The organism is Rhizobium sp. C1 (assembly GCF_021026335.1).
Lineage (GTDB): Bacteria > Pseudomonadota > Alphaproteobacteria > Rhizobiales > Rhizobiaceae > Ensifer_A.
The window spans coordinates 89,614-102,363 of the sequence record NZ_JAJNCY010000004.1 but is presented as its reverse complement, the minus strand read 5'-3'; the positions used below and the strand labels follow the sequence as shown (position 1 = coordinate 102,363).

General features: G+C 61.2%; 13 protein-coding genes. 6 read left to right on the top strand and 7 right to left on the bottom strand.

Annotated features, from left to right (window positions below):
• Positions 1 to 63 precede the first annotated feature (63 nt).
• The 7 genes from LQK83_RS21650 to obgE all read right to left on the bottom strand — a co-directional run bounded on the left by LQK83_RS21650 (position 64) and on the right by obgE (position 6,268).
• Positions 64 to 186 (bottom strand): hypothetical protein, encoded by a 123-nt coding sequence (locus LQK83_RS21650; protein WP_269065458.1) that lies wholly within the window; start codon positions 184 to 186, stop codon positions 64 to 66.
• Positions 187 to 232: 46 nt separating this feature from the next.
• Complete coding sequence (locus LQK83_RS10695; RefSeq protein ID WP_230837401.1) at positions 233 to 1,057, bottom strand: amino acid ABC transporter permease; 825 nt, start codon at positions 1,055 to 1,057, stop codon at positions 233 to 235.
• Between the two features lie 27 nt (positions 1,058 to 1,084).
• A complete protein-coding gene (locus LQK83_RS10690; RefSeq protein WP_230837400.1) occupies positions 1,085 to 1,885 on the bottom strand; it encodes a basic amino acid ABC transporter substrate-binding protein in 801 nt (266 codons plus the stop codon).
• Between the two features lie 189 nt (positions 1,886 to 2,074).
• Positions 2,075 to 2,662 (bottom strand): nicotinate-nucleotide adenylyltransferase, encoded by a 588-nt coding sequence (locus LQK83_RS10685; RefSeq protein WP_230837638.1) that lies wholly within the window; start codon positions 2,660 to 2,662, stop codon positions 2,075 to 2,077.
• 42 nt (positions 2,663 to 2,704) lie between these two features.
• The gene (locus LQK83_RS10680) at positions 2,705 to 3,991 is read right to left on the bottom strand and encodes a glutamate-5-semialdehyde dehydrogenase (protein WP_230837399.1); all 1,287 of its coding nucleotides are present in this window, start codon (positions 3,989 to 3,991) and stop codon (positions 2,705 to 2,707) included.
• Positions 3,992 to 4,021: 30 nt separating this feature from the next.
• Positions 4,022 to 5,161, bottom strand: a complete 1,140-nt coding sequence (gene proB / locus LQK83_RS10675; protein WP_230837398.1) for a glutamate 5-kinase — start codon at positions 5,159 to 5,161, stop codon at positions 4,022 to 4,024.
• 3 nt (positions 5,162 to 5,164) lie between these two features.
• Positions 5,165 to 6,268, bottom strand: coding sequence for a GTPase ObgE (obgE, locus tag LQK83_RS10670; protein WP_230837397.1), 1,104 nt, complete (start codon positions 6,266 to 6,268; stop codon positions 5,165 to 5,167).
• Positions 6,269 to 6,540: 272 nt separating this feature from the next.
• Here obgE and LQK83_RS10665 point away from each other — a divergent pair, with 272 nt between their 5' ends.
• The 6 genes from LQK83_RS10665 to LQK83_RS10640 all read left to right on the top strand — a co-directional run bounded on the left by LQK83_RS10665 (position 6,541) and on the right by LQK83_RS10640 (position 12,738).
• A complete protein-coding gene (locus LQK83_RS10665; protein ID WP_230837396.1) occupies positions 6,541 to 8,136 on the top strand; it encodes an ABC transporter substrate-binding protein in 1,596 nt (531 codons plus the stop codon).
• Positions 8,137 to 8,231: 95 nt separating this feature from the next.
• Positions 8,232 to 9,236: an ABC transporter permease subunit gene (locus tag LQK83_RS10660; protein WP_230837395.1), complete on the top strand. Its 1,005-nt coding sequence runs from the start codon at positions 8,232 to 8,234 to the stop codon at positions 9,234 to 9,236.
• A gap of 9 nt (positions 9,237 to 9,245) precedes the next feature.
• A complete protein-coding gene (locus tag LQK83_RS10655; RefSeq protein ID WP_230837394.1) occupies positions 9,246 to 10,139 on the top strand; it encodes an ABC transporter permease subunit in 894 nt (297 codons plus the stop codon).
• 1 nt (position 10,140) lies between these two features.
• Positions 10,141 to 11,145: an ABC transporter ATP-binding protein gene (locus LQK83_RS10650; RefSeq protein WP_230837393.1), complete on the top strand. Its 1,005-nt coding sequence runs from the start codon at positions 10,141 to 10,143 to the stop codon at positions 11,143 to 11,145.
• Entirely contained in the window at positions 11,142 to 12,095 is a 954-nt protein-coding gene (locus LQK83_RS10645; protein WP_230837392.1) for a peptide ABC transporter ATP-binding protein, read from the top strand. The genes LQK83_RS10650 and LQK83_RS10645 overlap by 4 nt, the downstream gene beginning before the upstream one ends.
• Positions 12,096 to 12,231: 136 nt before the next feature.
• Positions 12,232 to 12,738 carry a nuclear transport factor 2 family protein gene (locus tag LQK83_RS10640; RefSeq protein WP_230837391.1) on the top strand — a complete coding sequence of 169 codons (507 nt, stop codon included), beginning with the start codon at positions 12,232 to 12,234 and terminating at the stop codon, positions 12,736 to 12,738.
• Positions 12,739 to 12,750: the final 12 nt, after the last annotated feature.

Below are 12,750 nucleotides of genomic sequence, written 5' to 3'. Positions count from 1 at the left end.
TTCCCGAAAGCTTGGAGAATTTTTGGATCGAATAGAAGCCAGCTCGCTTGAAGCTGCGGCGGATCAGGATAGGCGGGTGTTGAGCGCGCCGGAGATCGCCGCGAAAAAGCGGGCAGGAAGACGCTTCCTGTCCTGGAGCACGAAGACATGCTCGAAAATGCCGCTTTTTGCCGTGGGTATCGTCATGGGCGCGTCATATCAATTTTCGGAAGGCTCGGCAATCTTCTTGATGTCACCGCATCTGGTTGCGCCTGAGCCGCTTTTCAAGCCGCCTCAGTCCTAGCGACAGGCCGACCGTGAGGATCAGATAGACATAGGCTACGATCGAATAGGTCTCGAAGAAGCGGAAGGAGCCGGAGGCATAGACCTTGCCGAGCTGGGTGATGTCCTGCACGCCGAGAACCGAAACAAGCGAGGAGTCCTTGACCATGGCAACGAAGTCGTTGCCGAGCGGCGGCAGGATGACGCGGATCGCCTGGGGCATGACGACGAGGCGGAAACGCTGGGTGCGCGAGAGGCCGAGTGATTTTGCCGCCTCGATCTGCCCCTTGTCCACCGACATGATGCCGGCGCGAAAGACCTCGCTGATAAAGGCTGAATAGCCGATGGTGAGCGCCAGGATAGCCCGCCACATGAGCGAGATGTCGCGCACCAGAAGTGGCTCCATGACGCCGGTCTTGATCAGCGGCGTGGCGAGGAAGTTGATCGCTTCGGTCAGCGCCGGCGCGCCGACAAAGGCAATGTAGAAGAGCAGGACGAGGATTGGAACGCCGCGGATGATCTCGGTGTAGAAGCGCGCCGTCTGCTGCGCCCATTTTGAACCCGATAGTGCCATCAGCGCGATGCCGAGGCCGAGCGCGGAGGCGAGCACGAAGGCCGTGAGCGTGACGCCGATCGTCACCCAGAGGCCTTGAATGACCGTCTCGAACACCTGCGCATAGATATTGTTGGCGGCAATGGCGACCGCAATCGCAATAGCGATCAGAACGAGAACGGCGAGCCACCAGGGAAACCCTTGCGCCTCGCCATCCGAGCTGTTTTGAGCCTGGAGGTTCATTGTGGCGTGAACGTCAGGATCAAGGCTTTACTGACCCATCTTGTAGTCGAGGAACCACTTCTTGTTCAGCGCGTCGAACGTGCCATCCGCCTTCAGCGCGGCAATGGCCGCGTTGACCGGCTTTACCAGATCGGAGCCCTTGGGGAAGATGAAGCCGAAATCCTCGGAGCCGAGCGGGCCGCCGACGAGCTTCAGCCCGCCATTGGAGGCATCGACATAGCCCTTGCCGGCCGTCCCGTCGGTCAGAACGGTGTCAACGTCACCGGCCTTGAGGGCCTGAACGGTGGCGCCAAAGGTCTCGAAAAGCTTGATGCGCGGGTTCTTTTCGTCGCCATCGAGCACGCTGTAGACGGCAGTGTAAAAGGGCGTCGTGCCCGGCTGCGCGCCAACCAGAAGATCCTTGTTGGCAGCAAAGCTCTTGGCGTCGGTGAAGCGCTTCTCGTCACCGCGCACCAGCATGAACTGTTCGGAGCGCATATAGGGGTCCGAGAAATCGACCTTTTCCTTGCGCTCGTCCTTGATGGTGATGCCGGTCATGCCGATGTCGTATTGCTTGTCGGACACGGCCTGGATCATCGCATCCCAGCTCGTGTTCTGGTATTCGACCTTGAAGTTGAGGCGCTTGGCGATCTCGTTCATCGCATCATATTCCCAGCCGATCTGCTTGCCGGTCTTGGGATCGACAAATTGCAGCGGCGGGTAGGCATTTTCCGTTACGACGACGACCTTGCGACCCTTCAGGTCCGGCAGGGCGTCAGCGGCGTGAGCTGCGAGCGGCGCTGCTGCGGCAAAGGCGGCAAGCGCGAGCACTGCGCGTCTGGAAATCATGGAAGTCTCCTGTCTTTTGTGGCGGGCCACACTGTCACAGAATGTTCAGGGATTGCAAGGAGAAGGCTCTCTCGATCCCTTCATCGGGTGCCGGGTTCAGGGACAGCCTGGCAGTTTTCTTGAGCTTTATGCCGCTCCCTCATCTGTCCTGTGGGGAATATCTTCTCTCCAAGGGGGCAAGGAGAGGACTCATTTTCCGTTCCGGGCCCGGATCGATGTCGAACTCAATGTCGACCGGGGGCCGTGGATAAAGGTCCAGGCGGGCGCCTTGCGGAAGGGGAGGGCGCGGGCTTCCGTCTCATCGACGCGGGCGTAGTCGAAGGTCTTGGCCATCTTGGAGGAGAGATAGGCGAGCGTCGAGCCGGGGCGGTCGATGACGGCGATGGGGTAGGTGGCGGCGATGTCCTGCCACTTTTGCCAGCGGTGGAAGCTTTTCAGATTATCCGCGCCCATGATCCAGACGAAATGGCAGTCCGGGTTGCGGGCCTTCACGGCGGCCAGCGTCTCGGCCGTGTAGCTGTTGTTCATCCGCTTTTCAAAGGCGGTGACCTGAATGCGCGGGTCGGTCGCCATAGCCTCGCAGGCCGCGATGCGCTCGGCAAGCGGGGCAAGGCCACTATGGCTTTTCAGCGGGTTGCCGGGCGTGACTATCCACCAGAGGCGATTGAGGCCCAAGCGCTGCAGCGCGATTTCGGCGACGAGCTTGTGGCCCTCATGCGGCGGATTGAACGAGCCGCCGAACAGGCCGATCACCATGCCGCGCTCGGTGTGCGGCATGGTGAGATAACGTTCGCTGAGAGCCCCCTCCGTCTCCACGCGTCAGCCGGGCCTTACCTGGCCGTTGCCGCGCACCCGGTATTTGAACGAGGTGAGCTGCTCGACGCCGACGGGGCCGCGGGCATGCATCTTGCCGGTGGCAATGCCGATTTCCGCCCCCATGCCGAATTCGCCGCCATCGGCAAACTGCGTCGAGGCATTGTGAAGCAGAATGGCGCTGTCGATCTCGTTGAAGAAGCGCTCGACCGCGCCTGCATCTTCCGCGACGATGGCTTCCGTGTGGTTCGACGAATAGCGGGCGATGTGGTCGATCGCGCCGCCGATGCCGTCCACCAGCGCCACCGAGATGATCGCATCGAGATATTCCGTCGACCAGTCCTCTTCCGTCGCAGGTTTCAGGTTCGGCACAAGCGCCATGACCTCTTCCGACGCGCGGATTTCGCAGCCCTTCGCAGCGAGCGCCTCCAGAATCGGCTTCAGATGGGTTGCGGCGCAGGCGCGGTCGACAAGCAGCGTTTCGGCGGCGCCGCAAATGCCGGTGCGGCGCATCTTGGCGTTGACGGCGATCTCGACCGCCATGTCGAGCTTGGCCGACTTGTCGATATAGAGGTGGCAGATGCCTTCCAGATGCGCGAAGACCGGTACGCGGGCTTCCGACTGGACGCGCGCCACAAGGCTCTTGCCGCCGCGCGGCACGATGACGTCGAGATTGCCGCCAAGACCGGCGAGCATGGCGCCGACGGCGGCGCGGTCGGTTGTCGGCACCATCTGGATCGCTGACTCGGGAAGGCCCGCATCCTTCAGGCCGCGTACGAGGCAGGCATGGATGGCCTGCGAGGAATTGATGGAGTCCGAGCCGCCGCGGAGAATCACCGCATTGCCGGCGGCAAGGCAGAGCGCACCGGCATCGGCCGTCACGTTCGGGCGGCTTTCATAGATGACCCCGACAACGCCGAGCGGCGTGCGGACGCGCTCGATATGCAGACCATTCGGACGGTCCCATTCTGCGATGACTTCGCCGACGGGGTCCTTGAGGCCGGCAATGGCGTGGATGCCGTTCGCCATGTCGCGAATGCGGGTCTCGCTCAGCGTCAGGCGGTCGACCATGGAGGCGGCCATTTGCGCTTCACGCGCATTTTCCAGATCCAGCGCATTGGCGGCGAGGATCTTGTCCATGTCGGCGACGATATAGGAGGCCATGGCGACGAGTGCCGCATGTTTGCGCTCGGCAGACGCGATGCTCAACGGTCGGGCGGCGGCACGGGCGTTGCGCCCGATTTCGAGCATCAGCGTCTCGACTGCGGCCTTGTCCTTCGTTCCGTCCAACATCGTCTCATCCTTTCGCTTGAAGATGTCGTCTCAAGCCTTTTCCCGCGCTGCGGTCATCACGAGATCATCGCGATGGACCATGGCAGAGCGGCCTGCATAGCCGAGAATCTCGGCGATTTCACTGCTTTTCTTGCCAAGGATCTGGCGCGCCTCATCCGCGTCATAGGCAGAGAGACCACGCGCGATCTCGGTTCCGGCCATGGTGACGATCGCTACCGTGTCGCCACGGCTGAAATCGCCTTCGAGTTCCCTGACACCGGCGGGAAGCAGGCTCTTGCCGGAGAAGAGCGCCTTTTCGGCCCCCTCGTCCACCCGAATCCTGCCGGCGGGTTGCAGCTTGCCGGCAATCCAGGTCTTGCGTGCGGTGGAGGGATTGCCCGAGGCGGTGAACCAGGAATGGCGTCCGCCGGCCTCGATGAGGGCGAGCGGATGGTCGGGCTTGCCGGAGGCTATGATCATGGCGCAGCCTGCAGATGTCGCGATCTTGCCGGCATCGATCTTGGTGCGCATGCCGCCGCGCGACAGTTCCGAGGCTGGACCGCCGGCCATGGCGTCGATCTCGGGCGTGATCGCCGGGATTTCCTCGATCAGCTTCGCGTCCGGGTCGAGATGCGGCGGGGCCGTATAGAGCCCGTCGATATCGGAGAGCAGGATCAGCAGGTCCGCGCCAACCATGGTGGCGACGCGGGCGGCGAGGCGATCGTTGTCGCCATAGCGGATTTCGGTCGTGGCAACCGTGTCGTTCTCGTTGATGATCGGGACGGCGCCGAGCTTGAGCAGCTGGTTCATCGTCTCGCGGCCATTGAGATAGCGGCGGCGCTCTTCCGTATCGCCCAGCGTCAGCAGAATCTGGCCCGCGACGATGGAATGGAAGGAGAGGCTTTCGGTCCAGGCGCGGGCTAGCGCGATCTGGCCCACGGCCGCCGCCGCCTGACTTTCCTCGAGCTTCAGGATGCCCGAGGGGAGATCGAGCACGGTGCGGCCCATGGCGATCGCGCCGGAAGACACAACGAGGACTTCGACGCCCGTCTTGCGCAGTGCCGCGATATCCTCGCAGATCGCATCGAGCCAGGCTTTCTTAAGTCCTGACTTACGATCAACCAGAAGCGCCGAGCCGATCTTGATGACGATGCGCTTGCAGCCTGAAGGTTTCTTACGCTTTACGGGCATGACTCAATCGTCCCAGTCTTCACCATCTTCGTCTTCGTCGTAGATCGGCTCCTGCTTCGGCTTGCGGCCGGAATGGCCGTGCGCGGCAGTGGCCGCCTGGACGCCCGGATCGGCGCGGCGGGCCTCGTCGATGATGCGGGCGAGCTCGCGCTGAACCTCACGCATGCCGGCGCCGGTGATGGCGGAAATGACGAGCGGCGTCTGGCCACAGGCGCGCTTCAGCGAGGCGAGCTTCTTCTTCAGTTCTGCCGGATCGACCACGTCGGCCTGCGAGAGCGCAACAATTTCGGCCTTGTCGGTCAGCCCGCCGCCATAGGCGTCGAGTTCCTTCTTGACCGTCTTGTAGGCCTTGCCGGCATTCTCCTCCATGGCGGAGACCAGATGGAGGATCACGCGCGTGCGCTCGATATGGCCGAGGAAGCGGTCGCCCAGCCCCGTGCCTTCATGCGCGCCCTCGATCAGCCCCGGAATGTCGGCGATGATGAATTCGCGGCCGTCGACGGTTGCCACGCCGAGGTTCGGATGCAGCGTCGTGAACGGGTAATTGGCGATCTTCGGCCGGGCGCGGGTGACGACCGACAGAAAGGTCGACTTGCCGGCATTGGGAAGGCCGACGAGGCCCGCGTCTGCAATCAGCTTCAGGCGGAGCCAGAGCGTCTTTTCCTCGCCGGGAAGGCCGGGATTGGCCCATTGCGGTGCCTGGTTCGTGGGAGACTTGAAATGCGTGTTGCCGAAGCCGCCATTGCCGCCGGCAGCCAGCCGGAAGCGCTGGCCTTCCGTGACCATGTCGATGATCAGCGTTTCGCCGTCTTCCTCGAAAATTTGCGTGCCGACTGGAACCTTCAGCGTCACTTCAGCGCCCTTGGCGCCGGTGCGGTTGCGGCCCATGCCATGGGTGCCGGTGCCGGCCTTGAAGTGCTGCTGATAGCGGAAATCGATGAGCGTATTCAAACCGTTGGCGGCCTCCACCCATACGTCGCCGCCGCGTCCGCCATCGCCACCGTCGGGGCCGCCGAATTCGACAAATTTTTCGCGGCGGAAAGACACCGCGCCTGCGCCGCCGTCACCCGATCGGATGTAAACCTTGGCTTCGTCCAGAAATTTCATAACACACGTCTCAAATGAGGGGCGGCGCTCGGCATGACAGCAACAAGCGCACTCGATTGAGCCTTGCAATACAGGGGCTTGGCCGGAAGGTCAAAGGCAATCGTCAGGCACAGCGTCGGCCTCTGGCCGGTTTGTGCTTGCTTGTTGTCAAATTTTGTCCAGCCGGAAAATTTTCGAAGAGGGCGAGTTGCTTTCGTGGCGCAAATACGCTTTCCTTGCGGCAAGCCCAAGGCAACGGGCGAAACCAAAAATAGAACTGGGAAAAAATCGCCATGAAAAAATTGGCTCTTCTGCTGGCCGCTTCGGCGCTGGCCTCCGCCTTTGCTACCTCCGCATGGTCCAAGACGCTGGTCTACTGCTCCGAAGGATCGCCTGAGGGGTTCGATCCGGGTCTGTCTGAATCGGGAACCACCTTCGACGCCTCTTCCAAGACTGTTTATAACAGGCTTGTCGAGTTCAAGCGTGGAACGACGGATGTTGTTCCCGGCCTTGCTGAAAGCTGGACGGTTTCGCCAGATGGTCTCGTTTATACGTTCAAGCTTCGCAAGGGCGTCAAATTTCAGACCACTGATTATTTCACGCCGACCCGAGACTTCAATGCTGATGACGTGATCTTCACGTTCGATCGCATGAGCAACAAGGACAATCCGTTCCACACCTACGTCAACGGCGGCGATTATACCTACTATGCGGACATGTCCCTGCCCAAGCTGATCAAGTCCTGGGAGAAAGTTGACGACAACACGGTCAAGCTGACCTTGACGACGCCGAATTCGCCCATGCTGGCCGATCTGGCCATGGATTTCGCCTCGATCATGTCGAAGGAATATGCGGACAAGCTGATTTCCGACAAAAACCTTCTTCAGCTCAACCAGAAGCCGCTTGGTACAGGCCCGTTCACCTTCGTCGCCTACCAGCAGGATGCCGTGATCCGCTACAAGGCGAATCCCGACTACTGGGACGGCAAGCAGAAGATCGATGATCTCATCTTTGCGATTACGCCAGATGCCGCAGTTCGCATGCAGCGCCTGAAGGCTGGCGAATGCCAGGTCGCAAACGCCCCCTCGCCTGCCGACATTCCGGGCCTGAAGGCAGACAAATCCTTGACGGTCATGGAGCAGCCGGGTCTCAATATCGGTTACCTTGCGTATAATACGACGCAGCCGCCCTTCGACAAGCCCGAGGTGCGCAAGGCGCTCAACATGGCTATCAACAAGAAGGGCATTCTTGAAGCTGTTTATCCGGGCATTGGCGAGATCGCCAAGAACCCCATTCCGCCGACCATGTGGTCCTATGACAACAAGGTCGAAGACGATAAATACGATCCCGCCGCCGCAAAGGCGATGCTGGAAAAGGCCGGCGTCAAGGATCTGAAGATGAAGATCTGGGCCATGCCTGTCGCCCGACCCTACAATCCGAATGCGCGCCGTATGGCCGAACTGATCCAGGCGGATTTTGCCAAGGTTGGCGTGGGTGTGGAGATCGTGTCTTATGACTGGACGCAATATCTGAAACTGGCGGCCGACCCCAAGCATGACGGCGCCGTTCTTGCTGGCTGGACCGGTGACAATGGTGATCCGGACAACTTCATGACGCCGCTTCTGAGCTGCGATGCTGTCGGTTCGGGCAACAAGGCTGCCTGGTGCGACAAGGAGTTCAGCGACGTCGTCAAGAAGGCTGCGGCCGTTTCCGACAAGGCGGAGCGCACCAAGCTTTACGAACAGGCCCAGGTGATTTTCAAGGCCCAAGCCCCGTGGGCAACGATCGCCCATTCGCTGGTGGTCCTGCCCATGTCCAGCAAGGTGAAGGGCTACCTTCAGGATCCGCTCGGCTCGCATCGTTTTGACGGTGTCGATATCGAAAACTGAGTTGTAAACCCGTTCCCTGAGCAAAGCACCGCCACGTTCATTCGTGGCGGTGCTTCTGCCGGTTGCTGTTTGCGGTCATTTGACGGGGTTTTCTCATGTTCGGCTTTTTTCTAAGACGGCTCGGACTGTTGATTCCGACTTTTATCGGCGTCACCTTAGTCTCTTTTCTCTTCATCCGCCTCCTTCCGGGCGATCCGATCATTGCGATGGCCGGGGAGCGCGGCGTCACGCCGCAACGGTATCAGGAACTTGTCCAGCAATTCGGTTTCGACAAGCCGATGATGCTGCAATATTTCGATTATCTGCGCGGCGTGCTTCACGGCGATCTCGGTACATCGATCACGACCAAGCGGCCCGTCCTCGCGGAGTTTCGCAATCTCTTTCCAGCCACGCTGGAATTGTCGATCTGTGCTATCATCCTCGCAGTCGCTCTGGGTATTCCCGCCGGGGTGGTTGCGGCGGTCAAACGCGGCTCATGGATCGACCAGACCTTGATGGGAACTGCACTCGTTGGCTATTCGATGCCGATTTTCTGGTGGGGGCTGCTGCTCATCATCTTTTTCTCCGGCTATCTCGGCTGGACGCCGGTTTCAGGGCGCATTTCCCTGATGTATTTTTTCCCACCGGTGACGGGCTTCATGCTGATCGACAGTCTGCTTTCCGGCCAGCAAGGGGCGTTTTCGTCAGCCGTCAGCCATCTGATTCTGCCATCCATCGTGCTGGCAACCATTCCTTTGGCTGTGATTGCGCGCCAGACCCGCTCGGCCATGCTCGAAGTCCTCGGCGAGGACTATGTGCGCACAGCGCGTTCCAAGGGGCTCGCCCCCTTTAGGGTCATCGGCATTCATGCGCTTCGCAATGCCTTGATCCCGGTTGTTACGACGATCGGCTTGCAGATCGGCGTTCTGATGGCGGGTGCCATTCTGACCGAAACGATCTTTTCCTGGCCCGGTGTCGGGAAATGGATGGTCGATGCGGTGTTCAAGCGCGATTATCCTGTTGTGCAGGGTGGCTTGCTGCTGATTGCGGGCATTATCATGATCGTCAACCTTCTGGTCGACGTGGCCTACGGGTTCATCAATCCGCGCGTGCGGAAGTAGGAGGCGCGGATGACCGATGCAACCGACATCACTCCCAAGCGCCAGTCCGGACTGGCGGAGTTCTGGTATTACTTCACGCGTTCGAAAGGGGCCGTAATCGGGCTTCTTGTTTTCGCGCTGGTCGTTTTGATGGCGATTTTAGCGCCGCTTATTTCCCCTCATCTTCCTAACGTGCAGAATCAGTCGATGATCTTGCTGCCGCCGGCCTGGATGAATGGGGGAAACAGTTCCTTCCTTCTGGGGACTGACGCGGTCGGACGAGACATCCTTTCCCGCCTCATCTACGGATCGCGTTATTCACTCTTCATCGGCATTGTCGTCGTTTCAATCGCCGTCGTCTCCGGCGTGCTCGTCGGGCTGATTGCCGGCTATCTGGGTGGGTGGGTCGACTCTGCGATCATGCGGGTCATGGATGTCATCCTGGCCTTTCCTTCGCTTCTTCTGGCGCTGGTGCTGGTGGCTATCCTCGGCCCCGGTCTCACGAATGCGATGATTGCCATCGCACTTGTCGATCTGCCGCATTTCGTCCGTCTGACACGGGCAGCAGTGATGACGGAAAAGAACAAGGACTATGTGGTGGGCTCCCGTGTTGCCGGCGCGGGATGGCTGCGTCTGATGTTCATCACTATCCTGCCGAACTGTCTGGCGCCGCTGATCGTGCAGGCGACGCTCGCCTTTTCCTCCGCGATCCTCGATGCGGCAGCACTCGGCTTTCTCGGCATGGGCGCGCAGCCGCCGACGCCGGAATGGGGGACGATGCTGGCGGAAGCCCGCGAGTTCATTCAGCGTGCCTGGTGGGTCGTCACCTTCCCCGGTCTTGCGATCCTCATTACCGTGCTGGCGATCAACCTGATGGGCGATGGCCTGCGCGACGCGCTCGATCCCAAGCTGAAGAGGTCGTGACATGGTAGGTCGTGATAAGGCGCTCCTCGAGATTTCAAACCTCACGGTGGAATTCCAGACGGCGAGCGGCGTGTTCCGCGCGGTCGATGGCGTTTCGCTGACCTGCGACAAGGGCGAGATCCTCGCCATTGTCGGCGAGAGCGGCTCGGGCAAGTCGGTGGCGATGCTGGCCGTCATGGGGCTCTTGCCCTGGACGGCGAAGATCACCGCCGACCGGATGGCCTTTGACGGCAAGGATCTGGCGAAAATGAGCGCCCGCGAGCGCCGCAAGATCATCGGCAAGGATATTGCCATGATCTTCCAGGAGCCGATGTCGAGCCTCAATCCGTGCTTCACGGTGGGCTATCAACTCGGCGAAACGCTCAGGCTTCATATGGGCCTAAACCGGGCCGAACGGCGGGCGCGCTCGATCGAGCTTTTGAAGCTCGTCGGTATTCCCGCGCCTGAAGACCGGCTCTCCAACTTTCCGCACCATATGTCGGGCGGCATGAGCCAGCGCGTCATGATCGCCATGGCGCTCGCCTGCAATCCGAAGCTCCTGATTGCCGACGAGCCGACCACGGCGCTCGACGTCACGATCCAGGCGCAGATCCTCGAACTGCTGGTGCGCCTGCAGCGCGAGAACGGCATGGCGCTGGTGCTGATCACGCATGACATGGGCGTGGTGGCGGAAACCGCCGAGCGCGTTCAGGTGCAATATGCCGGGCAGAAGGTGGAAGAACAGCCGGTGAAGGCGCTGTTTGCCGATCCGCATCATCCCTATACGGCGGGCCTGCTGGCCTCGCTGCCGGAGCGGGCCGTTGACGGGCAGCGGCTGCCGTCGATCCCGGGTGTCGTGCCCGGCCAGTTCGACCGGCCTCCGGGCTGTCTCTTCGCGCCGCGCTGCAGCTTTGCCGATGCGGCCTGTCTCACGAAACCGCCTCGGCAGGGCCCGGCATTGGGCAATGCGCTCTGCTTCTATCCGCTGGTGAATGGCGAGCCGCAACGTCTTGGAGGTGCGGCATGAGCGATGTCGTGATGGAAGGCCGCGACCTCAAGCGGTATTACGAAGCGGGCCGCAAGCTCTTCAAGCCGGCGGCGACCGTGAAGGCGCTGAATGGCGTGAGCTTCAAGCTGGAGCGTGGCAAGACGCTCGCCGTCGTCGGCGAATCGGGCTGCGGGAAATCGACGCTCGCCCGTCTCGCGACGATGATCGAAACGCCGTCGGACGGCGAACTCACCATTGGCGGCAAGCCGGCGCTGGTGGGCGATGCGTCTCTGCGCTCGCGCGTGCAGATCGTGTTCCAGAACCCCTATGGCTCGCTCAATCCGCGCCAGAAGGTCGGTGCGATCCTTGAGGAGCCCTTGAAAATCAATACGCAACTTTCGGCGGCCGAGCGGCGGGCGAAGGTCGAGGACATGATGAAGCGCGTGGGTCTTCGGCCTGAACATTACGGGCGCTACCCGCATATGTTCTCCGGCGGCCAGCGCCAGCGCATTGCCATTGCCCGCGCCCTGATGCTGAACCCGGACGTTCTCGTGCTTGACGAGCCGGTCTCGGCGCTCGACCTTTCGATCCAGGCGCAGGTGCTGAACCTCTTGATGGACCTGCAGGAGGAGATGGGGCTCGCCTATCTCTTCATCTCGCACGGGCTTTCGGTGGTGAAGCATATTTCGGACGAGGTCATGGTGATGTATCTCGGCCGGCCGGTGGAAGAGGGGGCGGCGGACAAGGTCTTCGCCCGCCCGCGCCATCCCTATACGGCAGCGCTCCTGTCGGCGACCCCGGTCGCCGATCCCGGCCGCGAGAAGACGCGCATCAGCCTCACCGGCGAATTGCCGTCACCGCTGAAGCCGCCGTCCGGCTGTCCCTTCCATCCGCGCTGCTGGAAGGCGACAGATATCTGCAAGGCGGAGATGCCGCCGCTGACGGGAGATGAAGGACACAAGTTCGCGTGCTACCATCCGCTGGACTGAGCGCAAAATTGAGGGCGGAGCTGCACGGCTCCCCCTTGGTCCATCGCGGGTTTCGCTCGCCGGGCCGCTGCGCCAGCCAGCCTCGAATCGCCTCAATCTGGCGTCAAACCATTCCCGAACACGGAAAGGAAAGATCATGAACCTGAAGACTGGTGCTGCCGCGCTTTCCATTGGCTTACTCTCGACATTCGGCGGGTTTGCCGGCGCATATGCGCAGGAAGCTGTCGTCGAGGCGAAGGACAAGGATGCGCTCTTTACCTCCAGGGACCCGGCGCTCAACGCCAACAAGCAGGTCGCCTATCACATCGTGAAGGATCTGCTGGAGGCGGGCCAGTGGGGGCAGGCGGACAAATATCTGAGCGAGCGCTATCTGCAGCATAACCCGAACGTGCCTTCCGGCCGTGCCCATGTGGTCGACTTCTTCACCAAGGTACTGAAGGTCGAGCCCAAGCCTGTGCCGGAGAAGATGGTGACGCCAGTTGCCTTCGTGACTGCCGAGGGCGATCTCGTCACGGTGGCGACGGTTCGCACGGAGAAAGATCCGAAAGACCCCTCCAAGACCTATACGACGACCTGGTACGACACCTGGCGGATCGTGGACGGCAAGGCCGACGAGCATTGGGACGGCGCCATCAAGAACTGATGAAGCCGCAGC